23 protein-coding genes are annotated in these 24,165 nt (G+C 41.9%); 18 read left to right on the top strand and 5 right to left on the bottom strand.

Annotation, left to right across the window (positions count from 1 at the left end):
• Positions 1 to 3: 3 nt before the first annotated feature.
• The 4 genes from V7K53_RS13645 (at position 4) to V7K53_RS13630 (ending at position 5,152) form a co-directional block, all read left to right on the top strand.
• The gene (locus V7K53_RS13645) at positions 4 to 837 is read left to right on the top strand and encodes an O-methyltransferase (protein ID WP_335198059.1); all 834 of its coding nucleotides are present in this window, start codon (positions 4 to 6) and stop codon (positions 835 to 837) included.
• A gap of 292 nt (positions 838 to 1,129) precedes the next feature.
• A complete protein-coding gene (locus V7K53_RS13640; RefSeq protein WP_335198058.1) occupies positions 1,130 to 2,158 on the top strand; it encodes a D-alanine--D-alanine ligase family protein in 1,029 nt (342 codons plus the stop codon).
• 131 nt (positions 2,159 to 2,289) lie between these two features.
• Positions 2,290 to 3,669, top strand: coding sequence for an ATP-grasp enzyme (locus V7K53_RS13635; RefSeq protein ID WP_335198057.1), 1,380 nt, complete (start codon positions 2,290 to 2,292; stop codon positions 3,667 to 3,669).
• Positions 3,670 to 3,823: 154 nt separating this feature from the next.
• Entirely contained in the window at positions 3,824 to 5,152 is a 1,329-nt protein-coding gene (locus V7K53_RS13630) for an ATP-grasp enzyme (protein WP_335198055.1), read from the top strand.
• 489 nt (positions 5,153 to 5,641) lie between these two features.
• Here V7K53_RS13630 and V7K53_RS13625 read toward each other — a convergent pair whose 3' ends face one another.
• Complete coding sequence (locus V7K53_RS13625; RefSeq protein WP_335198053.1) at positions 5,642 to 6,502, bottom strand: alpha/beta fold hydrolase; 861 nt, start codon at positions 6,500 to 6,502, stop codon at positions 5,642 to 5,644.
• Positions 6,503 to 6,596: 94 nt separating this feature from the next.
• Entirely contained in the window at positions 6,597 to 7,412 is an 816-nt protein-coding gene (gene modA, locus V7K53_RS13620) for a molybdate ABC transporter substrate-binding protein (RefSeq protein ID WP_335198051.1), read from the bottom strand.
• 271 nt (positions 7,413 to 7,683) lie between these two features.
• On the opposite strand from modA, the gene V7K53_RS13615 reads away from it, so the two are divergent.
• Together V7K53_RS13615 and V7K53_RS13610 are read left to right on the top strand one after the other, a co-directional pair.
• Positions 7,684 to 9,528: an iron uptake porin gene (locus tag V7K53_RS13615; protein WP_335198049.1), complete on the top strand. Its 1,845-nt coding sequence runs from the start codon at positions 7,684 to 7,686 to the stop codon at positions 9,526 to 9,528.
• A 641-nt stretch (positions 9,529 to 10,169) separates the two neighbouring features.
• On the top strand, positions 10,170 to 10,379 hold the full coding sequence (locus V7K53_RS13610) for a TOBE domain-containing protein (protein ID WP_179076568.1): 210 nt from the start codon (positions 10,170 to 10,172) through the stop codon (positions 10,377 to 10,379).
• 344 nt (positions 10,380 to 10,723) lie between these two features.
• On the opposite strand, the gene V7K53_RS13605 is transcribed toward V7K53_RS13610, so the two are convergent.
• Complete coding sequence (locus V7K53_RS13605; RefSeq protein ID WP_335198046.1) at positions 10,724 to 10,957, bottom strand: substrate-binding domain-containing protein; 234 nt, start codon at positions 10,955 to 10,957, stop codon at positions 10,724 to 10,726.
• Between the two features lie 51 nt (positions 10,958 to 11,008).
• Positions 11,009 to 11,248 (bottom strand): hypothetical protein, encoded by a 240-nt coding sequence (locus tag V7K53_RS13600; protein ID WP_335198043.1) that lies wholly within the window; start codon positions 11,246 to 11,248, stop codon positions 11,009 to 11,011.
• Between the two features lie 145 nt (positions 11,249 to 11,393).
• Here V7K53_RS13600 and V7K53_RS13595 point away from each other — a divergent pair, with 145 nt between their 5' ends.
• Complete coding sequence (locus V7K53_RS13595; RefSeq protein ID WP_335198041.1) at positions 11,394 to 12,152, top strand: HesA/MoeB/ThiF family protein; 759 nt, start codon at positions 11,394 to 11,396, stop codon at positions 12,150 to 12,152.
• Between the two features lie 224 nt (positions 12,153 to 12,376).
• On the opposite strand, the gene V7K53_RS13590 is transcribed toward V7K53_RS13595, so the two are convergent.
• Positions 12,377 to 12,538 (bottom strand): hypothetical protein, encoded by a 162-nt coding sequence (locus V7K53_RS13590; protein WP_335198040.1) that lies wholly within the window; start codon positions 12,536 to 12,538, stop codon positions 12,377 to 12,379.
• Between the two features lie 25 nt (positions 12,539 to 12,563).
• Here V7K53_RS13590 and V7K53_RS13585 point away from each other — a divergent pair, with 25 nt between their 5' ends.
• The 11 genes from V7K53_RS13585 (at position 12,564) to V7K53_RS13535 (ending at position 24,164) form a co-directional block, all read left to right on the top strand.
• Complete coding sequence (locus tag V7K53_RS13585) at positions 12,564 to 13,331, top strand: hypothetical protein (RefSeq protein ID WP_335198039.1); 768 nt, start codon at positions 12,564 to 12,566, stop codon at positions 13,329 to 13,331.
• Positions 13,332 to 13,488: 157 nt separating this feature from the next.
• A complete protein-coding gene (locus tag V7K53_RS13580) occupies positions 13,489 to 14,247 on the top strand; it encodes a hypothetical protein (RefSeq protein ID WP_335198038.1) in 759 nt (252 codons plus the stop codon).
• Between the two features lie 26 nt (positions 14,248 to 14,273).
• Entirely contained in the window at positions 14,274 to 15,332 is a 1,059-nt protein-coding gene (locus tag V7K53_RS13575) for a hypothetical protein (RefSeq protein WP_335198036.1), read from the top strand.
• Positions 15,333 to 15,564: 232 nt separating this feature from the next.
• The gene (locus tag V7K53_RS13570; protein WP_334705097.1) at positions 15,565 to 16,320 is read left to right on the top strand and encodes an SDR family NAD(P)-dependent oxidoreductase; all 756 of its coding nucleotides are present in this window, start codon (positions 15,565 to 15,567) and stop codon (positions 16,318 to 16,320) included.
• A 42-nt stretch (positions 16,321 to 16,362) separates the two neighbouring features.
• The gene (locus V7K53_RS13565) at positions 16,363 to 16,818 is read left to right on the top strand and encodes a hypothetical protein (RefSeq protein WP_335198034.1); all 456 of its coding nucleotides are present in this window, start codon (positions 16,363 to 16,365) and stop codon (positions 16,816 to 16,818) included.
• 1,223 nt (positions 16,819 to 18,041) lie between these two features.
• The gene (locus tag V7K53_RS13560) at positions 18,042 to 19,094 is read left to right on the top strand and encodes a hypothetical protein (RefSeq protein ID WP_335198033.1); all 1,053 of its coding nucleotides are present in this window, start codon (positions 18,042 to 18,044) and stop codon (positions 19,092 to 19,094) included.
• A gap of 76 nt (positions 19,095 to 19,170) precedes the next feature.
• The gene (locus V7K53_RS13555; protein WP_335198032.1) at positions 19,171 to 20,604 is read left to right on the top strand and encodes an NAD-dependent succinate-semialdehyde dehydrogenase; all 1,434 of its coding nucleotides are present in this window, start codon (positions 19,171 to 19,173) and stop codon (positions 20,602 to 20,604) included.
• A gap of 50 nt (positions 20,605 to 20,654) precedes the next feature.
• Complete coding sequence (locus V7K53_RS13550) at positions 20,655 to 21,143, top strand: GNAT family N-acetyltransferase (protein ID WP_335198031.1); 489 nt, start codon at positions 20,655 to 20,657, stop codon at positions 21,141 to 21,143.
• Positions 21,144 to 21,213: 70 nt separating this feature from the next.
• Positions 21,214 to 22,008: a methyltransferase domain-containing protein gene (locus V7K53_RS13545; RefSeq protein ID WP_335198030.1), complete on the top strand. Its 795-nt coding sequence runs from the start codon at positions 21,214 to 21,216 to the stop codon at positions 22,006 to 22,008.
• Positions 22,009 to 22,037: 29 nt separating this feature from the next.
• Complete coding sequence (locus tag V7K53_RS13540) at positions 22,038 to 22,865, top strand: DMT family transporter (RefSeq protein ID WP_335198029.1); 828 nt, start codon at positions 22,038 to 22,040, stop codon at positions 22,863 to 22,865.
• A gap of 261 nt (positions 22,866 to 23,126) precedes the next feature.
• Complete coding sequence (locus tag V7K53_RS13535) at positions 23,127 to 24,164, top strand: aspartate-semialdehyde dehydrogenase (protein ID WP_335198028.1); 1,038 nt, start codon at positions 23,127 to 23,129, stop codon at positions 24,162 to 24,164.
• Position 24,165 lies beyond the last annotated feature (1 nt).

The raw sequence follows: 24,165 nt of genomic DNA, 5'->3' as shown, positions 1-24,165 counted from the left end.
AATATGACGAGTGTTTTAGGACGAGAAACAGCTAGACCGATAACGCCACACAGCATCTTAGTAGCCCAGCTACAGCAAACCCTCAAATTGGCAGAAGAGAACAACATTCCCGTAGAGATATTAGATTCTTTACGGCAGGGTGTTCAATTAGCGGCGGGTTTAGATCCCTACTTGGATGATTACACTACGCCCGAATCGAGTGCATTGACAGCATTAGCGCAAAAAACAAGCATTGAAGACTGGAGCAAACGCTTCAGCGATGGGGAAACAGTGCGTCAACTAGAGCAGGAAATGCTCTCAGGACATCTGGAAGGACAGACATTGAAAATGTTTGTTCATATCACCAAAGCAAAGCGCATTCTAGAAGTAGGAATGTTCACAGGGTATTCAGCTTTAGCAATGGCAGAAGCATTACCAAGTGATGGGCAACTTATCGGTTGCGAAGTAGATCCTTATGTTGCTGAATTTGCTCAAGCTTGCTTTAGTGAGTCTCCCCACGGCGACAAAATCGTTGTGGAAGTAGCACCTGCCTTAGAGACACTCCACAAGCTGGCTGCCAGAAATGAAGTATTCGATCTGATCTTCATTGATGCGGATAAAAAAGAGTATGTAGATTACTTCCAGACCATTTTGGATAGTAACTTACTGACTCCCGACGGGTTCATTTGTGTGGATAACACTTTGTTGCAGGGACAAGTTTACCTACCATCAGAACAACGCACCGCCAACGGTGAAGCGATCGCTCAGTTCAACCGTATTGTCGCCGCCGATCCTCGTGTAGAGCAAGTTCTGTTACCTATCCGAGATGGTATAACCCTGATTAGACGCATTGTGTAATCGAGAGATGAGCAGAGAAGTCTAAGCCTTGACTTAGACTTCAAAGGGATGAAGAAGACAAGAAGGAATAATTTCCGCTTACTTCCTCATCTCTTCTCAAGCAATTTTTGCAATCGTAGTTGTTAGGGAACTTCAAGAAATAAATTATTCAACATTGTGGGGTGGGCCTCTCGCCCAGTCCATAGGGCGGGCGAGAGGCCCACCCCACAAGAACCCTACAAGAGTTAATTGAATATTTTTTTATTTGAAAGTCCCTTGTATAAAAATACAACGGTACTTAGGAAGATGAATCATGCCAGTACTTCGTATCCTTCATTTAGTTGGATCTGCATACAATCATTTTTATTGTGAGTTGTCACGCAATTACGCCCAAAGCTGTCTGGTAGCTACAGCAAATCCATCGCTCTATGACTTTCTGATTGCATACATCACACTTGATGGCCAATGGCGATTTCCTTCCTCTCTCAGTCCAGAGGATATTGCTGTCGCTAAACCGATGCCTCTATCAAATGCCATACAGTTTATAACAGCGCAAAACATTGACCTGATGTTGCCACAAATGTTTTGTCTCCCTGGAATGACTGACTACCGGGCATTATTCGACTTGCTAAAGATCCCTTATATAGGCAATACTCCAGATGTGATGGCAATCACGGCCCACAAAGCCAGAACTAAAGCAATTGTCGCCGCCGCCGGGGTGAAAGTGCCTTCTGGAGAATTGCTTCGCCAAGGAGACGTTCCGACAATTACACCTCCAGTAGTCATCAAACCCGCAAATGCCGACAACTCTTTAGGAGTGTCCTTAGTCAAAGAAAAGAGTGAGTATGACGCTGCCTTGAAGAAAGCATTTGAATTTGCTTCGGAGGTAATTGTAGAAACATTCATTGAAGCCGGTCGAGAAGTCAGATGCGGCGCCATTGTCAAAGATGGGGAGCTAATCGGTTTACCCCTTGAAGAGTATCAAATAGACCCGCAAACCAGACCCATCCGCAGCTATACTGACAAATTCAAAATACCAATCGAGGGCGACTTAGCTTCAACTGCTAAAAATTATGTTCCAGGTTGGATTGTAGATATTAATGACCCGATCACCCAAAAGGTTCAGCAAGAAGTTAAGAAGTGTCATTTGGCTTTGGGCTGTCGCCATTATAGTTTATTTGACTTCCGGATCGACCCACAGGGACAACCTTGGTTCTTAGAAGCTGGGTTGTTTTGTATTTTTGACCACAACGCGGTGATTGCCTGTACCGCGAACGCAGCGGGAATTCCTTTAAATGAGTTATTTATGACGGCAATTAATGAAGCGTTGAGCGCAAGCTAATGTCCGGTCAATAACCTTTTTAGCTTTTTTCTGACTTGGAATAGCACAAGGTCTTCACTAGCGACAAGTAATAGAACTCGAATGTAGATTATTTGAGTCAACCAAGCATATATCATGTCACAATTACAACTATGAGGGAGAAGATTTTTGCAATATTCCAAAACTTGGGTACTCTTGCATTACTGGCGATCGCATTTCCCTTTAACTGCACTGTCGTACTTACATTGCTGCTGTGGAATTTTTTCAGCCGATCGAATGCTAATCTTGTGGTTTTGAACGAGAATCCTAAAAATATCTTGATCGGTGGTGGTAAAATGACCAAAACCCTTCAGCTGGCGCGATCGTTTCACGCTGCTGGGCATCGAGTCATTTTATTCGATCTCAACAAATACTGGTTCAGTGGTTATCGATTTTCTAACTCTGTGGCTGGCTTTTACACGGTTCCTGACTCATACGAAGACAAAGACGGCTATACTCAAGCCGTGCGTGCGATCGCCAAAAAGGAAAACATAGACTTTTTTGTCCCGGTAGGCATTTTTGCTGCCAGCTACTTTGACTCGGAGCGCAAGCCAGTGTTATCAGGCTATTGTGAGAATTTCCACTTCGATGCTGATACGATGAGTATGCTCGATAACAAGTTTACCTTTGCAGAAATTGCCCGCTCACTCTCGCTATCTGTCGCGAAAACCTTCTTAATTACAGATTCCGAACAAGTTATTAAATTCGACTTTACCAACGAAAAGCGCAAGTACATTCTCAAAAGTATTGTCTATGACTCTGTTTTACGCTTAGACCTAACTAAGCTACCAATGGATTCTCCCGAAAAAATGGCGCTTCATGTCAAAAGCAAGCCAATTAGTAAAGATAAGCCTTGGGTATTGCAAGAGTTTATTCCTGGAACAGAATACTGTACTCACAGCACAGTGAGAAATGGTGAATTAACGGTACACTGCTGCTGCAAATCATCTGCTTTTCAAGTCAATTACGAAAACGTCGATCGCCCAGAAATTAAAGAGTGGGTGAGTCATTTTGTCAAAGAACTACAACTGACTGGACAAATTTCTTTTGACTTCATTCAGGCGGAAGATGGAACGGTTTATGCGATCGAGTGCAACGCCCGTACTCATTCTGCAATTACAATGTATTACAACCATCCAGGTTTAGCAGCTGCCTATCTTAGTAAAGAGCCTCCAGCTGAACCTCTGCAACCTCTGAGTAATAGTAAGCCTATTTATTGGCTTTATCACGAACTTTGGCGACTTAATGAAATTAGATCGTTAAAGCAGTTGCAAAAGTGGTTTAAAAATATTTGGCAAGGAAAGGATGCAATCTTTGAAGTAAACGACCCACTACCGTTCTTAATGGTACATCACTGGTACATTCCTTTACTATTACTCGATAGTTTGCGCTCCTTAAGAACTTGGGTGAGGATTGATTTTTGCATCGGGAAACTCATACAGTTTGGAGAAGACGTAAAATATAAAGCCTCTATCTCTGCAACCCCTAAGTAATAATAAGCCTATTTATTGGCTTGCTCACGAACTTTGGAGATTTAATGAATTAAATCCTTAAAAAGAAAGCAAGGGCAGGATCGCATCTTCTTGTCTCTTTAACTTCTTCCTATGCACCAGTCACTGATTCCACTATCATGTCAAAATTCTAACTATGAGAAAGTATATTTTTGTAGTGTTCCAAAACTTGGGCACTCTTGTATTACTAGCACTGGCATTTCCCTTAAACTGCATTGTTGTCTTAACATCGCTACTGTGGAACTTTGTTAAGCAACCATTCGGTAAGTCAATTGTAGTCAATCCCAATTCCAAAAATATCTTGATTGCTGGCGCGAGAATGACTAAAACTCTTCAGCTAGCGCGTTCATTTCATGCTGCTGGGCATCGGGTTATTATAATTGACATTGAGAAATTCTGGTCAAGTGGTAATAAATATTCCAACTCTGTTGCAGGCTTTTATACCGTTCCCGATCCAAGCAAAGACTTAGAAGGCTACGTTGAAAGCCTACACGCGATCGCCAAAACAGAAAAGATCGACTTTTTTATCCCGGTAGCCATTTTTTCCGTCATTCACTACGATCGAGGCCAGCCACCATTACCAGACTGTGTAGAGTTTTTCCACTTCGATGCTGATGTCACGGAAATCCTGGATGATAAGTTTGCCTTTGCTGAAACAGCGCGATCGTTCGGTTTATCTGTCCCCAAATCCTTCAAAATTACCGATCCCGCACAAGTCCTCAACTTTGACTTTTCTCAGGAGAAGCGCAAATACATTCTTAAAAGCATCCCCTACGATCAAATACGTCGCTTGAATCTCACCAAGCTACCTTGCGATACCTCAGCAGAAACAGCGGCATTTGTCAATAGTCTGCCCATTAGTGAGAAAAACCCCTGGATTATGCAGGAATTTATCCCTGGAAAGGAATACTGCACTCACACTACCGCGCGAGATGGAGAATCAAGAATGTACTGCTGTTGTGAGTCATCCGCCTTTCAAGTCAACTACGAAAACGTTGATCGGCTAGAAATTATGCAATGGGCGAGTCATTTTACCAAAAAACTGGGAAAAACCGGGCAACTTTCCTTTGACTTCATCGAGGCAGAAGATGGAACTGTTTACGCGATTGAGTGTAACCCCCGGACTCACTCCGCCATTACTATGTTTTACAATCATCCAGGAGTAGCGGATGCCTATCTTGGTAAAGAACCTCTGGCTGAATCTTTGCAACCTCTTGCTAATAGTAAGCCAACCTATTGGCTGTACCACGAAGTTTGGCGGCTAAATGAGATTAGATCGTTTAAGCAACTGCAAACCTGGGTAAGAAACATTAGACGGGGGAAAGAAGCAGTTTTTGAGGTAAGCGATCCCTTACCCTTCCTGATGGTACATCACTGGCAGATTCCCTTACTCATTCTCGACAACTTACGAAGACTCAAAGGTTGGATAAGAATAGATTTTAATATGGGCGAGCTTATAGAGTGATACCAATCCGCATTCTAAAGCGTAATATTTGACATTCAAATTGCATATTAAATATGTAATAACAGATTTCTAAAAATTTTACCAAGGAAGGCAGTTCTTGCTGGAGGAAAACTGCCCTCACTCTTGAACTGCCGCGACAAGACGGGTCTTGGGTTTAAGACAAGAACTCCAAATTTTCAATTTGGTGGCTCTTTTTCAGGAGGGGTTTGAATCCCCAACTGAGGTAAAACATAAAAGCCTCCTGCGTCCTTCAACCTAACTACCCAAATCTTTTTTAACAATGAGTGGGACAAGTGATGCTAATCGTAATTGTTATAGAAAGTTACCCAACTCACATCCAAGTTTAGAGTATCTAACAAGTAGAGATTAAAAAACGGTGGTTTAGTTTCCAAGACTCCAAGCGATGTCTACGATGGTCACTGACTTGTACTGAGCGCAGCCGAAGTAGCTTGTCGCAGTGCGGGCTACGCCTACGCTTAACTATTTGATCTAACGTTTGTAAACCATGAAACCCGCGATCGCATCCAAAAGTGCTTCAGGCTCATCTGCGCGGATTAAATGACTGCTATTCTCAAAAATTCTCAAATCTGCATTAGGAATTGCCTGAGCAATTTCTTCAGAAAATTCTGGGGCGCAAATCCAGTCATGCCGACCTGCAATCACTAAAGTAGGTGCGGTAATTTTGTGTAACTGGTCAAGAATATTGTAGTTGCGGAGGAAACCGCCAAAAGCAACATTAATCGCATCAGCTGAGAGAATATTCCGCTGCCAAGCAATGGCTGAGGTGGTGGGATTATATTTTAGCGAATACATTGATCCCAACACTTGAAAATACTGTCTTAGCTGTTCTTCATTTTCAAAGTTTCCATCCCAAAGCCGTTGAGCGCTTGTTTTTTGTTCTTCAGTTCCCTTTGATGCGAGGATTTCCTTAGCCCGTTCTAAAAAGCCACTATGGGCTGCCGTGGCAATCACAATCAGATGAGAGACATTCTGAGGATAGCGGACTGCATAAGTCAGAGCCACCATACCACCGTAAGAACCTCCAATCACAACGATTTTGTCCAGACCAAGGTGTTGGCGCAACGCTTCCATATCTTCAACATTATTGTCTAGAGTATAGGTTTCTTTAGGCCCACGGGCAGACCTTCCTTGACCGCGATGGTCAAAATAGACTAGTTGAAGTTTTTGGCTTAAAGTCGAGAAGGTTGGTTTGAAGGAAGTATGATCCGCACCAGGCCCCCCGTGAATTAGAAAGGCGACAGGTTTAGAGCAGATGCTCGCGCCATCCACCACTAATGCAGAACCTTCCACATCAAAGAAAATCTCTGTATCTCTTATTTTCGCTCGCATTTTCGGGATTGTATACAATTATGTGATTTACGCCTAATTATGAATGAGGTTAGCGCAGCAAGACGTAGCCCATTATGAATTAGTAATTATTTGGTTAACTACCAGCTACCGTAAATCCCTGTTTTTCAAACACAGTTTTGGCTTTATTGCCCGATAAAAATTGCACAAAATCCTTAGCGGCATCGACATTTTTACTGCTTTTGAGAATTGCGATCGGATAGACGACGGGAGAATGGGTTTTTTCAGATGCAGTTGCTACAATTTTGACCTTTGGCGTACTTTTGGCATCTGAGAGGTAGACGATCCCAGCATCAGCATTGCCTGATTCGACGTAATTGAGAGCTTGACGAACGTCTTTGGCATAGACGGCTTTGCTTTTAATTTGGTCAAGAATTTTTAATGAAGTTAAGACTTGTTGAGCATATTGTCCGGCGGGGACACTTTTAGGTTCGCCTAGAGCAATTTTCTTAATGCGTGGTGAAGTTAAGTCTTTGAAATCAGCCACAGTTGTGGAATTTTGCGATACTATCAACACCAATTGATTTTTCAACAAGTTTTTGCGAGTCCCATCAACTAACAAACCTTTTTGTTGTAAAGCATCTATCTGTTTAGTTGCAGCTGAGATAAAAACGTCAACTCCTGCACCCTGTTCAATCTGTTGTTGCAAAGCGCCCGATGAACCAAAGTTATAGCTCAGAGTAACATTTGGCTTTTCCTTACTGTAGAGAGGTTTGATTTCGTCCATTGCATCTCTGAGGCTAGCAGCTGCTGATATCGTCAAATTTGCTGTTTGGGCTGCTGGGCTAGGAGTTGAGGATGAGTTAGGTGTAGTCGTTTGACTACAGCCGACGATTAGTAAAAACGAGATAAATACCCAACTGACAAAAGTCAGCATTCGTTTATTATTCATTTGCAGTCTCTCAAGCATTTTTTCTTAATTAATTCATAATTTACCAATCTAGCGGACTAGTAACCAAAAAAACTGGTAAAAAATCACAGATTACCACTTATAACTGACTGTTATCAATAAATGTACCGATACTGACTAAAATTTTGCCAGGTTTTTACCAACTTATATGGTAAAAACCTGAAAATCTGGTAATAATAATGCATCGGGTGTTTTTTAGTACCAACTGTTTCAGAAATCAAGTTGGTCTAATAGTATTTGAGGTGTGAGGTTAATGTCTGGTTTTTTACATAATTCATTGTTGATTGCTCCAATCTTATTAGTAGTTAGTCTGGTGAATGCTCAAGGTGCATCAGCTATTCCAGCAGATATGCAGACTACTCAGTTTCAGGCAAAAGAAGGAGTGGTTGCTCAAACAGATAATCAAGCTGTTGTGACTGCACCTATTGGCGTTACTTCATCTGACCAGATCCAGCAGTTCAACGATCGCAGCAGCAAAAATCCGAACTCAGTCATGAGTCAGGTTACTTCAGTCTCTCAACTATCTGATGTGCAACCTACAGATTGGGCATTTCAGGCTTTACAATCTTTAGTTGAGCGCTACGGTTGTATAGCTGGATATCCTAATGGCAGCTTCCAAGGAAATCGGGCAATGACTCGTTATGAGTTTGCCGCAGGTCTTAATGCTTGTCTGAATCGGGTTAATGAATTGATTGCTACTAGTACAGCAGATTTAGTCACAAAAGAAGACTTAGAAACCTTACGAAAATTGCAAGAAGAATTCGCTGATGGACTAGTTGAAATACGCGGACGGATAGATGGGTTAGAAGCTCGGAATGCAAACCTGGAAAATCAACAATTTTCGACTACTACCAAGTTAAATGCAGAAATAATTTTCTCTGTTGGGAGTGTGTTTGGTGGGGATAGAGCGTTAGATTCCGATCGCTGGAGAAGAATTGAAGCAGCTCCTGCGGGTACAGCTAGAGAGGCTGCAAGAGCTAATGAATATACAGCATCGGGTGGACGAAGGCTTCAGGACAACGCAATTTTCAGCGATCGCATCCGCTTGAATCTAATTAGTAGCTTCACTGGCAAAGACCAGTTGTTTACCCGTTTAGAAGCGAACAACACCACAGCCTTTAGTGGGGCAGTCACAGGTACAAACATGACCCGTGTATCGTGGGACGGGAACAACGACAACACCATTGTACTGGGCAAATTATATTATCGCTTCCCGGTAGGTGACAAAATCAATGTCATTGTTGATGCTATTGGTGGGGAATTCTATGACAACTTCAATACTGTTAACCCTTTGCTGTCCTCAACCCCGATTGGATCTCTTTCGCGGTTTGGTCGATTCTCCCCTATTTACCGCGCCAGTAACACGGGTTCTGCTAGTAATACAGGTTCAGGGGTCAGCGCCATCTTTAAATTGAGCGACGCGATTACTTTATCTGGGGGTTATCTTGCTAGAAGAGCTAACGATCCTAGTGCTGGTGCAGGGCTATTTGACGGTAGTTATGGTGCTTTAGCTCAATTAGCATTCCAGCCCAACCAAAACTTAACTCTTGCTTTGAGCTATGCACACTCTTACTTTACTGGTAGTAATAATGATGTTTCCGTTTCGGGAGCTTATGGTAGCGCTTTTGCTAATACCCCATTTGGTGCTGGTATTGCCACTTCAGCGAATCATTATGGGATAGAAACCAGCTATCGTTTTAACCCCCAATTTGTACTTTCTGGTTGGGTTGGGTATAGTCAAGCGATCGCAGAAGTTAGTTCTGGTGCAAATGTGAATAGAGGTGATAAGGCAGACATCTGGAACTGGGCGGTCACTTTAGCTCTCCCTGATTTAGGTAAAAAGGGCAACTTGGGAGGTTTAATCTTTGGTCAACCACCCAAGGTGACGAGTAATGACTTTGGCCCTGCTGTTCTTACTGCTACTAGTAATCTTCGTGAAGATAGCGATACATCTTTCCATTTAGAAGGACTATATCGCTACCAAGTGAATAACAATATCTCAATTACACCAGGCTTGATTGTGATATTTAACCCAGAACAGAACAGCAATAATGACACTATCTATACAGGAGTTGTTCGTACTACATTTCGATTCTAGATAATTTTGCATTAAAAAGACGGCAGTCGTTACAACAGAGAGACAGTCTGCTAGTGCTTCGCCACACAAACTTTGCGCGGTAGCAAGCTCTTGGGCAGAGGGGAAAGAACTTGTACAAATCTCTCAAGAGCTCCCCTGCACAAGCGCCGACCTCCACAAGCGCATTTTTGGGTTGGTGAAGTGTCGGCTTGTTAATAGAATTCCTTCCCGAATTGTAGAGACTGCCGTTGCAGAAGGAAATATGAATTTTTACCCAAATATTGTTCTGAAATGTAGCTTGTTTCCGGTAGCATTTCGTGGAAGCAAGCTACGCGTAGCGTCTTCGACAGGAGAAGGGTACTTAATCGAATTAGAATGACGACACCTCAAAAAAGATGAAGTAGCATCAAGAACTTATCTTGTATGTGTCAAATAACAGTCTGAAAAGTGGTTAATTGAACTAACTACTTTGTATTACTTCTATTACCAAATAACTTGGTTTAAAAAGATGTAAATACCAAACAAATTATTTAGTAAATTATTCACGGATATTTTCTATATTAATAGTAAAAATTCATATATTTTCTATTTGTAATCATACAGATTCATTTAATTACTTGTTAATATTTACGTGTAAAGAAAAAACCAGTAGGGGTCATCAAATGCAAGTTAGCGCTCGTAATGCTCTCAAAGGAACTGTAAAAAACATCGTCGTTGGCTCTGTAAATACTGAAGTAACGATAGAAGTAGCACCAGGGGTAGAGGTGACTGCAATTATTACCAAATCATCAGCAGAAAATCTCAAACTTACTGAAGGTAAAGAAGTCCACGCCATAATTAAATCATCAGACGTAATGATTGCCGTAGGCTAAAGTAATTGTTGAGATTCTATTAAGGGGGGGCAGTTTGATTGCCCCCTGTAAAGCGATGTCTACGACAGGCTACGCCTACGGGTAGGTAACTCGTTACTACAACTTTCCTATCAATAATATGTAGATAAGCTAAACCAAAGATATTTAGTCTATTAGCCACATCAGTAAATGTCTGCATAGGATTGCGATCGCACCAGTAGGGCGAGGTAGTATATACGCACGAGTCCTTTGATGACTAAGCCCCGCACGAATGGGAGCAGGTAATTGCAAACTGCTTGAACCACAAGTATTTCCACTTTTCAAGCGTGCCATTCGTGCCATTTATTTATGACTCTAAATATTTGCTATGACTTCTCCCATTTTGCTGATGTCATAGTCACCGAGAACCTCGAAAAAGCGATCGCAGGCTTCCGATGTCCCAAGATAGTGATAAACTGCTGTACTAGTAATTGTTTCAAGTATTCTTTGAGAATTATCAAGTCATATCGCGCACTATGAAGGGGGATAAATCTCAACCCAAAGGCAGCAGTTATAGATGCCGTACTGATTCTTGCATCAGCCCTGACTGTATACCCCACTAGAAAGCAATAATACCTAAAAGACCCCGCAGCAAGGCTGTGGGGTTTATTTCATTGGGCATTCAACCCAGGACAAAGAGCAAACTGGCAGTAATAGATCAGATCGGTGCTGGTCAAAGAGCAGGGATGATCGAATAAAAGACTATCACGACATCTCCGCAGAGGTAGCAGCACCACATTTGCGACACTGATAGCGAGTCGGCGTACCCTTACAGGGAAGCAAGCTACGCGCAGCGTCTGTCTGCGACACGCTGCGCGAACGTAGAGAGCGTCATAGCCCGTCGTAGACATCGCTATATTTGCACATAGCTCCCTTAATAGTGCTTGGAACAAATACCAACTTTACAGGTAGAAAATCAGGAAAATGTATAGACAAGTACAATACTTGCTACCAACTAGGTGGTAAATTTTACGACTGATAAAGAATTAAAAAGCGATGAACTTAACACCCAGTGAGTTAGAACGCTATCACCGCCAAATGATGCTTCCCAATTTTGGAGAAGCAGGACAAAAGCGCTTGAAGTCTGCAACGGTTTTGGTTACAGGTGTAGGGGGATTAGGCGGTACATCAGCGCTATATTTGGCAGTAGCGGGTGTTGGTCGGCTAATCCTAGTTCGGGGTGGTGACTTACGGCTAGATGATATGAATCGTCAGGTTCTGATGACAAATGATTGGGTAGGTAAGCCAAGAGTATTCAAAGCCAGAGAAACTCTGCAAGCTATTAATCCTGATATTCAGGTGGAAGCAGTTCATGATTACGTTACAAAAGAGAATGTAGACTCTTTAGTGCAATCTGCTGATATAGCTGTTGATTGTGCCCACAATTTCACAGAGCGGAACTTGCTCAACCAAGCTTGCGTGCGCTGGCAAAAACCAATGGTGGAAGCTGCAATGGACGGAATGGAAGCTTACCTGACAACCATTATTCCTGGCGTCACTCCTTGTCTATCATGCTTGTTTCCAGAAAAGCCGGATTGGGATCAGCGTGGGTTCGCGGTTCTCGGTGCTGTTTCTGGGACACTAGCTTGTCTTAGTGCATTAGAGGTAATAAAGCTGATTACTAAGTTTAGTGAACCCCTATTGTCACAACTGCTGACAATTGACTTGATGCGAATGGAATTTGCCAAACGACATTCTTATCCCGATCCTTCTTGTCTGGTGTGTGGTAGCCGTTCTTGTTCGGAAAATTCGTAAACAACATCTTTATAAACAACCGAATCTACTCGTCGATAACATTTTTACACTTATCTATGTGACTAATACATAGGATTTAAAAAACCTATTGACTCAATAGGGATTCCAGGAGATAAATCAAAAAGTGTATCTTGGATTACATTTTCCCAAATCGGATTGGTATAGGATTTAATACCAGATAAGTTGGTATTAACCCACTAGCAAGATATTTTACTAACCACAACTTAAGTGCCAGTCGAATGCACTAACTTCAGGTAAAACCCATAGATAGGTGAGGCATTAGAAGAATGGGTAATCTTAGAGACAGCCAGAAAAACTATTCTCAAATACCAACCTTCTCGATTCCCAGTTTCTGATTCCGCACTTTCCCAAAGTTCTGAAACCATTGAAAATAAATCAATTCTGCCAAAAATGAAAAAGCCTATTGGTCAGCCTAAAAAACCGGAACTCAGATCCCGTGTAGACGCACTCCTAGACTCCATGATTGTGACTTTCTATAAAGAAGTTCCGTTTTCTCAACATATGTTGAATGGATCGGATCTCAACATGGATTACTACAAGCGGCACAACATTGAAACTATTCTTCGGCTGCGGTTAAAACGTACAGTGGATGCACTAGCTATCCGATACTTCACTAAACATGACCCAGTTCAAGCCAAAGCATGGGCGAAATATACCGAGGAGGAGATGCTTCACGATACCGAGTTCTTCGTCAGGGATCTTGAGGCCGTAGGGGTATCGAAGGATGCGATTTACTCACAACAGCCATTGCTCTCAACGAAGCTGCTTATGGGATATTTGCTCTTTGACATTGAATACAAAGATAGTCCACTGGCTCTAATCTCAAGCGTTTACTTTGTCGAATACACAACTGTAAAGACCCAGCCGCAATGGTTAGACAATTTGGCGAAGATTCTGGGTAAAGACAAAATTATCGGAGCCAGGGGACATGTGAACCTCGATCTCAAAGATGACCATGACGATTTTGTGTGGGATGTCCTTGTATCTTTAATCAAGACTCCTGAAGATGAGGAGAAAGTCCTCGAACACATACGTAATGTCGGTCGTCTTTACGTTGCATACTTTATGGAACTCCATCAGGAGTTGATCGTAGGTCAAACTGACGATCAAATCCTTGGAAAATCCCTTGATATGAGTGTGCTGGCGCAGGTGTCTTGATCTATGCAACAAAGTGTTGCGGAAGATTTAAGGATGATTCTTGTATAGTGTGAGGCAAGTATCTCCTCTCTCTAACTCTAATATCAAGTCCGGTTGAATACTTATCATTAGGACAGGACTGACGCGGGTATAAAGCTCATTCAATCATCTTGCAAATATGCAACTTTTGCAAAAAAACTGGCTTGATTCGCGGTTATTTGACCGTTATATCTTTCACTACGCCACTCCAAAACAACTTATTCAACCAGCAATAAAGGAATGGATTGTTCAGGGATTGATCCAAGCAATGCCAACCTTAAAGATTGAACAGTATTTTGAGGCGAAGCAAAACTGGTTTGAAGGGTGTGATTACTTAATTGTTGCAGTTGAGGCGATATCGAATGACCTAATCGCTGTATTGGCATCCAGTTGGGTAAAAACAGACTCATTACCCTTTCTGCACGTCAAAATACAGATGATTGCAGAGCGTTATCAGAAAACACATCTGCTCAAACATATGTGGGGATTCCACCTTTACAAGGTGAGTCAAGGACATTTTGGATTCCCATCAATCGTTGCTCTAAAAACCTGTCATCCTGCTGTTTTCTCGGCAATGCGGGTGTTCTCACGCTTTGATGGTGTTCAATTGTATCCTCGGATTGAGGGTGAAATGCCAGAGCCAGAGATGAACGAAATAGCTTGTCTGATTGCAAAGAATATTTGTCCCGATCTGGAGTTTTGTTTGCATACTGGCGTGATAAAAAATGCTAGTGTACCCATAGATTTTTACCCGTCGCTACCAACAACAAAGAAAGCTGACGTAGGACATTATTTCCAAAACAATCTGACTCCAGCAGATCGGCTGCTTTGCATTCTTCACATATCAACAGACTTAGCAAAACATCGCATATTACAATCGTTGGACAAGAAACTATAACCGTTGTTTAAAAAAAGGGGTGATTTATGGAGCTTATTACCATTAGACCTGGTTCTTACCGACAGTTTGGCCCGTCAGAAGATTGTACTTTTTACTTGGTGACTAACACAGATATTGTCGATCAATTCTTGATTGAGAAAAGTGGTTCTTATACAGACTATCAAACAGTTACTTATGATCGGGAAAGGTCATTTGAAGCAATACTACAAAACGAAATCCCGGAAAACTCGCATATTTTTGTAGTTTCACCAAACTGTTTCTTCCGTTCTCCCAACCCAGAGATATTGGGGGATAAACGCAAGCTGATCGCGATGGCTTCCAATTCCACACCAACACCACTAGAAGCTGTCAAGCATTTTCTTGGTGTCATTGAGCGAACCGATCCGTATGCTCAGGCGGAATTTGCTGACCGTTTCTTTGAGTTAGGACAAAAAAGCGATCGCTTAGAAATTGTAGATGAAGAGTACGGCACTCGCGCAATCTTCGACCATCTTAACGACAAATACGAATGGAATTTGCAGGCTGGGCCTCTAGAGTGGGGTGAACAACAAATCGCACCATCAGGAGAAATTAGTGTCTTACCTGCCGATATTTGGGAGTTTAATCCTAATCTTTACCTTGCAATCAATGGTGAGATTGCATTTCGAGGACTACCGATTTTACATAGTGGTGAACCGTCTTTCTTACGAGAGGATCAAGCGCGCATTTTCAATCAGCTGCGACATATGAAGCATCATGCGTTGATTGCCAAGGTAGAGCAAGGTGTTGTAACGGATTTGCATCCCACTCACCCGGATGTAGAACCAGCAGCAGAGATGCTTAAAGCAATGGGTGCTGTTGATTCCCGGTATTTGACTATTTGGGAGTTAGGCTTTGCGATCAATACCTCACTCGACTTGCTTTGGGGTAATTATGCTATGAACGAAGTTTACGGTGGTACTAGTGGAGCGCTGCACTTTGGGCTTGGTCTAACACCTTACACACAATACCATCTCGATTTGATTTGTCCCGGTATTCGGGTATATGGAAAGGATAAAAAGCTACTTCTTGGTACTCCAGAACTCACTAGCGCTGTTACTAGATGAGCCAAATTACTAATTTGTAATTAAAAGGGTACTGAACTAACACTAAATTTTTTATTTTTTGGTGAACAAGACATTGAATAGTTCAGTATTTCCATTTATACAACTACGTTAGCGTAGCGAGTCTGCATACTCCTGCGGAGAAGCAAGCTACGCGCAGCGTCTCATATGAGAGCGTCATTACGAGTTATTTTGACAAACAAGCTATGTTGTCTAGACTTTGGGGAAGGTAACTATGATTGACCTCACAGGAAAAGTAGTACTAATTACAGGAGCGGCTCGTGGTATAGGCGAGGCATCTGCACGCGCTGTTGTGGCTGCGGGTGGTTATGTAGTAGCTAACGATGTACTTGCAGAACAACTTGATGTTTTACAAGCTGATTTGGGCTCAGAGCGCTGTCACGTAGTCGTTTCCGATCTCGCTGATGTCACGGCTGTCCCATATCTATGGGAGCGTGCAACTGACTGGCGAGATGGCATTGATGTACTTGTGAACAATGCAGGAGTGTATGAAAAAGCACTTATTGAGGGTGATTTTGAGGACTGGCATACCTCTTGGATACGTACACTCAATATTAACCTAGTTGCTCCGGCATCCCTGTGTCGTGAGGCTATCCATCACTTTAAACAGCAAGGTGGTGGAAAGATTATTAACATTGCCAGCAGAGCAGGATTCCGGGGTGACTTGCCTGACTATACGCACTACGCAGCATCGAAAGGAGGAATGCTTGCTCTGTCTCGTACAATTGCTCGTGGATTTGCCGATAAGAATATCCTAGTTTATGCGATCGCTCCTGGATTTGTCCGTACAGAACTTAACGCCGAGTACTTCGATAGCTATGGTGAGTCAGCTGCTATCTCCCAGACACCACTGGGAGAAATGGCAATGCCACAGGATATTGCTAACGTCGTAATTTTTCTAGCATCAGATTTGGCACGTCATGTGACAGGCGCTACCATTGATGTTAACGGGGCGAGTTACGTCCGTTGAGTGTCGCAGGCTCCTGACAGCAAGTATAGGGATGAAAGTTAGATGAATAGTCAACACTTTCCGCTTCGAGGCGGATGTCACTGTGGCAACCTCAAACTTATATTTAACAGCACACAAACTCCAAACCGATTAGCTGTCCGAACATGCGCTTGTTCCTTCTGTCGGAAACACGGCACACGTAGTACCTCAGATCCCAATGGAGACTTGCAAATTCAGATTATCAATCCCGAGCAAGTCATTCGTTATCGCTTTGGTATGCACACAGCCGACTTCCTAATTTGCGGTTGCTGCGGCGTTTATGTTGCCGCTCTCATACAGAATGAAACACAGCAGTCCTTTGCCACCGTCAATGTCAATGTCCTAGATTGCACTCAATTAGTCTTTCAAGATTCAGTAACTGTGGACTACGATGGAGAGACTATGCGATCGCGACAAGAACGACGTTTACGAGCTTGGACACCAGTTGTTTCGATTGAAGAACAGAATTCTCAGTCCTAATTAGTCGATCTAAATCAAAGGTGTCAATGTTTTTAGACTTGGACTTGCTCTTACACGCACCTTTATTCAAGTCTTAGTGCAGTATATACCGCACAGATAATTGATGAGCATTGGTTTGTAATGCGGACTTTCAGTTTGCACAATCGGCAACGTTCTTAATCAAAATAGGATGCTTACCGCTGTAGCAAGCAATAACTGTTATATATCTGCATTAGCTCAATAAAGCTCTTTGATTCAGAGAAAAAGGCAAATATTTAGCAATTGCTTGTATTTTTTTAAGGAAGTAATTAGTGAAAAAAATGAACTTTTTAACTAGTAGTCTGCCAACCCAAAATTGTTAGGTGAGAGATGAGAAAAGGGGTTCATGTTAAAGGTTAAAGGAGTAAACATCTTTTCCCTTTCTCCCTTGCCCTTAAAAGAGCCAAGTTTCCTTGGCGAACTACTAGTTTCTGAAAAAAACACATATTTTATTTATTGCTGAGACGATATAAAGCAGCGTATTAATAATTATTGGCGTTGTTCAAAAATCGTTATATTTGTGTTGCTTAAAATTATATTTTTGTTCAACTTTGAAAAGTTAAAAAATATTTGTTTATGGCTTGTGTTTTTAAGAAAATAGTTGTATGTTCAATTTAGCTTGTACAAGCAGATAAACATTAACCAGAATGGAGTCATAACCATGAAGAAAGTAAACAAGAATGGCCGTTACCTTGGCACATTGTTAGGTTAATCTTTTTGGATTAGCTAACTACTGCTCAATTTGTATTTCTGGGTTTTTAAATAGCCCTCAACAACAAAAGTTAACCAGAATGGAGAAACAACCATGAAGAAAGTAAACAAGAACGGTCGTTACCTTGGCACATTGTTAGGCTAATCTTTTTGGATTAGCCAGTTAGCATTTAAGTTGCATTTGCAAGAGGTTTTTAAATAAACCTCAAGAATTCGGAATATTTAATAAATCTGAGTTCTACAAGATGTAATTTAATTGGATAACAGCCTAATAAATAGGAGGGGTAAATCCCCCCTATTTATTCAAATAATATTTTTTTTATAGCAAAAAAATGTAGATGATGAAGTAATAATTTTTCAGAATCAATCGATGTTCATATACACTTGTTAATTTGAGCGCAGATATAGTAACAACCACGAAACATAGTATTTTAGGTTGTTTTTAAGTAAGTTCTGTAAAGAATCAACATTTTCTATTTACGGATATTATCAAGATGGAAACTATACTCATCCGTCCACAACGCCTTCGTCAATTTGGAGCTAGCGAAGATAGTCATTTCTGCCTTGTTACCAACTCCTCTTTAGTAAACCAGTTCCAAATTGTAGAAGATAGCGGCTATACTTCTACAAAGATTGTGCCTTATGATGCAGAGGTATCGTTTGAACAGTTGTTAGACGAAAGTATTCCTGAGCCAGCCCATGTTCTTGTCATTTCTCCCCAATACTTCTTTGAGTCTCCTGCACCCGAAAAGCTTGGACAGCGCAAGCTAGTCGTCATGCCTTGCAATTCCACACCAACGTCATTATTAGCGATTCAGCATTTTTTGGGAATCATGGAGCGCACCGATCCTGAAAAACTAGAAGCCTTTGCCGATCGCTTTTTTGATTTGGGAAGGAGTAGCGAGTATCTGGAAATTATCAACGAGGCTCAAGGTACTAAAGCAATCTTTGAACACCTAGATGAGAGCTATGAGTGGAACCAGCAGGCAGGATTTATCGAATGGGGAGAGCAGCAAATCGCGCCAGCAGGGGAACTCAGCGCACTACCCGATGACATCATGCGATTTAACGCCAACCTCAGGCTAGCAGTGAACGGTGAGATTGCATTGCAGGGTCAGCCTACAGTCCACTCAGGAGCAGTTTCCTTTTTACCTGAAGATCGGGCGCGAATTTACAAAGGGCTTGATTGTATGCGCGATCGCGCAGTTATTGCCACCGTTAATAACGGTCTAATTACAGAGTTACGGGCATCTCATCCAGAAGCTCAACCAGCAGTTGATATGCTCAATAATATGTTCATGTTAGATTCCCGTTACCGGATTATTTGGGAAATGGGATTTGGCATTAATACCGCTCACGAACTTCTACCTGGGAACTTTGGTATGAACGAAACTTATGGCGGCAGTAACGGGGTGTTCCATTTAGGAATCGGTTTGACACCTTATACTCAGTATGCTCTGATCCTGATCTGCCCAGATACCCAAGTACTGGGTCGGAATGGAGAGGCACTTGTTGGCAAGGCAGCAACGCTTTCAGCAACAAGGTAATGCACTGTAATTTAAATGTGCAAGTATGTTTGCGCTTCTGTCGAACTAATGGTACTACTACCCATAAAACTCTTTTATGAATCAAGAGTTTGGTTTGTTAATTGACGGCAACTGGTGTAATGGCAGCGATAATCGCTTTGGGGAATTAATCAATCCAGCTAACGAACAGGTAATAGGACGGGTAGCTTACGCAAGTCAAACCGATCTTGACCGAGCACTCGCTGCTGCCAAAAAAAGTTTTCTAACCTGGCGTGACACACCAGTAAGTACTCGTGTGAAGATACTAGATCGGGCAGCGACATTACTCTACGATCGTATTGATGCTGCCGCACTCTTGCTTACCTCTGAACAAGGTAAGCCACTAAGCGAATCCCGCCAAGAATTGATCCGAGCAGCCGAAACCATTGCTTGGAACGCCAAAGAAGCAGAACGAATTTTAGAGTACCGTAGTTTTCCTGTGAGCGACTATCACAGGTTTATCGTACCTGAACCAATTGGTGTTGTCGCTGCCTTTACACCGTGGAATTATCCAGCAGTTGTTTCTGCCCGAAAAATAGCACCAGCCCTTGCTGCTGGCTGCACAATAATTCTCAAGGCTGCGGAAGAAACACCAAGTTCAGCTGTAGCGATCGCAATGGCATTGATTGATGCCGGATTGCCGCCTGGTGTAGTCAATTTAGTTTTTGGCGATCCACCAGCGATTTCTAAACATCTTCTCGCTTCGCCAATTATCAGGAAGCTTTCTTTCACTGGTTCGACAGTAGTCGGGAAAGAGTTGGCAAAGCTAGCCACAGATGGTTTGGTACGCTGTACCCTGGAACTTGGTGGTCATGCACCAGCGATCGTCTTTGCAGATGCAGATGTTGATGCTGCGGCCGAGGCGATCGCTGCTTATAAGTTTAAAGGCTCTGGTCAAAGTTGCAATGCACCTAGCCGAATTTATGTGCATGAAACTCTCTATGAACCATTCCTCAAACGGTTCACAGAACTTGTACAAAATATTCGAGTCGGTGACGGTATGGACGAGAATACTGACATGGGACCAATGGCAAATCCCCGTCGAATTGCAGCAATGGAACGCTTAGTTGCTGATGCAGTAACTAAAGGCGGGTGTGTAGTCACTGGAGGAAAAAGGCTACCAAGACCAGGATATTTCTTTTTGCCTACAGTACTTACTGAAGTTCCAGACGATGCAGCGATTATGAATGAGGAACCATTCGGGCCGATCGTTCCCATCGCACCTTTTGCCGACTTCGATCGAGCAATTCATCAAGCAAATAGTAATCCTTATGGACTTGCAGCTTACGTATTTACTAGTTCGCCTGTAGTAGCAGAGGCTGCCGCTAGGGCTTTAGAAGTAGGTAATGTCGGCATCAATCAACTGAGTGGAGTGCCTCCTAATGCACCAGTGGGAGGTATTAAAGACAGTGGCTATGGATATGAAGGCGGAACTGAAGGACTCGAAGCTTTTCTTAACCTCAAGTTGCTCAGTCAAAAGGTTTTATCTTAACTTTAACAAACTTGTTTACCAAACAAAACTGAAGATAAGTATAGCTATTTATGTCAACAAAACCAACTATTAATTCCAAAATTCGTTTAGCCACTCATAATGATGTTCCTAGCATAATCAATATTATGCGTGAGGTTTATATTGAGCACGGTCTTGTATTTGAAGTTTCTCAAGAAATCCCAGATATTTTAGATTTTGAGGAAAAATACAATCAAAAATCTGCTGCTTTCTTTGTTCTATTAGTGGAAGAAGAAATTATTGGGACTGTAGGTGTAAAAATAATCAAATCTTCAGAAGCTGAAATTGTTAGGCTTTATCTTAAACGGGATTTTCGAGGTCTTGGTTTAGGCTACCAATTACTTAAAACTGCCGTTAGCTGGGCACAATTACAGGGCAAAACTCATATAGAGCTATGGTCTTTTACTCAATTTACCCAAGGTCATCGTCTCTATAATCAATTTGGCTTTACACAACTTGATACACGCCAAATGAATGATGTTAATCAAACTCAAATGTACGGCTTTGCATTCTCAATCTAAATGCTCTAAAGAATTTTTGATTAATCATACAAAATTTTAAATATTATGGACACAAGGAGAAAACAGCGAAATGAAAACTAATTATGTGATTTCCGGTGGACAAAAGGGTAAAGACCGTCTGAAAGTCCTATCAGAAGTTGTGCAAGGAACTACATTAAATCTTTTAAAAAACCTTGGAATTTGCGAAGGAATGCACTGTCTTGATGTGGGATGTGGCGGTGGTGACGTAACTATAGAGATAGCTAAATTAATAGGTGCAAAAGGTAAAGTAATTGGCATTGATATGGATAGTAGTATTATCCAGTTGAGTCAAGAAGAATTTAACCAGAAATTTACTAATGTTGAGTTTAGAGCATTAAATGCTTTTGATATCGATGAAAAATTACAATACGATCTGACTTATTCTCGGTTTCTACTAGCACATTTAACAAATCCCGAAATAGTCACTACAAAAATGTATCAGGCTTTAAAATCTGGAGGAGTTGCTATAGTTGAAGAAACAGATTTTTCTGGATATTACTGTTATCCAGAATCCCAGGCTTTTGCAAGATATCTTGAACTACACCGCCAGGTCATTAACCGAAGAGGTGGAAATGTCGATCTGGGAGCTAAAATTCCTAAAATACTTAGAGGTTCAGGGTTTAAAAATGTTCAAGTTAATTTAGTACAACCAATATTTACAAAACTCTCAGAAAAAATAATTCCTCAAATAACGCTGCTCAATATTAAAGAAGCAATTATTTCCGAAAAGCTTGCCTCACAAAAGGAGATAGATTCTCTTTTAGCAGAGCTAAGTCAATTTATTGAAAAACCAGAAAGTATCATAGTCTTTGCTAGATTATTCCAGGTTTGGGGGTACAAGTGAGAGGAAAAATTTTTTAGTTTTATTTAAATATGAAAAAGGAAAACTTTTCTTCTGGAACTATTGAACTGACAGTTGCTATGCTTGTGTCAGGAACAGTTGGTGTATTTTTTAAAGAGTCGCATCAAGCAATTTTTAACGTTGTATTTTATCGCTGTATATTCGGAGCAATTTTCTTGGGTTTATACTGCTATTTTAAAGGATATTTTAAGCAACACAATTTAACCTTACGACTACTAACCTTGGCTCTACTCAGTGGTGTATCGCTGATTTTAAACTGGGTATTGATTTTCAAATCCTTCTCATTAACCTCAATAGCGCTGGGGACGGTAGTCTATCACACCCAGCCTTTTTTTGTGGTTATACTAGGTAGCTTAATACTTAAAACTACTATTTCCAAAAACAAAATTGCCTGGATTGCGATCGCATTTTTAGGGTTAGTGCTGGTTACTAAACTGCGGTTGACGATGGTATCAATCGACAGTTCTTATATTATTGGTATATTATTTGCCCTACTCGCAGCTATTTTTTATGCTCTGACTACCCTCCTTGTTAAGTGTCTTGAGGGCGTGCGTCCCCACCTCATCGTCCTGATTCATTTGACACTGGGAATATTTTTGGTTCTACCTTTCACGTCTCTTGAAAAAGTTCCTCTCTTTGGCAACCACTGGTACTATCTGCTGGGGTTAGGTGTAATTCACACTGGTATCGTATACATCCTCATGTATTCATGCTACCAAAAGCTCACGACATCAGCGATCGCAGTTCTTACTTTTGCTAATCCGGCTAGTGCAATGCTTAGTGATTACGTCATCTACGGGCATATCCTAGTAGTCTGCCAACCCAAAATTGTTAGGTGAGGGCTGGGAAAAGGGGAAAGGTTAAAGGAGTAAACATCTTTTCCCTTTCCCCCTTGCCCTTTACCCCGCCAAGTTTCCTTGGCGAACTACTAGAGCCAATACAGGGAGTCGGCGTTGCACTCATCGTACTTGCCAGCCTTGCTGTGAACTTAAACTGGTCATTATTACCAACTAACCTGGCTTCAAAGATGTGAGCTAATCAACAACTGTGATGTTGAACCTAAAATCTTATTCACTAAAAAGTTTTTATGGAGAAAGCCCATGCCAATTGTTCAGAAAAATCCTAGTATCGCGATTGTCGGAGCCACAGGTATCGTCGGTACTACTTTCTTGTCCCTGTTTGAGGAGCGCTCTTTTAAGTATTCAAACTTGCATTTAGTCGCTTCATCGCGCTCAGTCGGTCGTTGCTTAACTCAGGGTGGACGCGATTATGAAGTTTGCGATTTAGCGGACTTTGACTTTACAGGTGTTGACATTGCCTTCTTTGCTGCTGGAACGCCCATTAGTCGTGAGTGGGTCAGTAAGGCAGTAGAGCAAGGTGCACTTGTGATTGATAACACCAATGCGTTTCGGATGAACCCCGATACACCACTTGTTGTTCCACAGGTAAACCGTCATCTTTTAGTAGAACGGCCTAAGAGCGGAATCATCGCCAATCCAAACTGCTCAACAATTCCCTTGGTACGCCTTCTACAACCGATTGAAGAAAGTTACCGCGTCAAGCAGGTGATTGTCAGTACATATCAATCTGCTTCTGGTCGAGGTGTCACGGGTATTGAAGAACTCAAAAACGGTTGTTTACAAATCATCAAAACTCCACTAGAACCACCAAAAGCAGAGCGCTTTCCTCTGCCTTTGGCCTTCAATCTCATTCCCAGCATTGATGTGCTTCTTGATAACCACTTCACACTGGAGGAGCAAAAAATGCTTCAGGAGTCGCAGAAGATACTCAACCGTCCTGACTTGAAGGTTTCTGCAACTTGCGTGCGAGTGCCAGTTATTAACTGCCACTCAGAAGCAGTCTATTTTGAATGCGATCGCGACTTAGATCGCAATCATATCGTTGAATTGCTCCGTCATGCTCCAGAAGTGACAGTTTATGACGGTGAAGGTACGCAAGATTATCCGACACCACAAACTATAGATAATCCCAATTATATTCATGTTGGTCGAATCAGAATTGACCCTAATAATCCCAAAGCTGGATGGTTTTGGCTAGTTTCTGATAATCTTCGGATCGGTGCAGCTTTAAACGCGATCCAAATTGCCGAAGAGATGATTCAAAGGCAGGTGATTTGAA

Source organism: Nostoc sp. (assembly GCF_036917355.1).
Classification (GTDB): Bacteria; Cyanobacteriota; Cyanobacteriia; order Cyanobacteriales; family Nostocaceae; genus Nostoc.
This window is presented reverse-complemented; position numbering and strand designations above follow the sequence as displayed.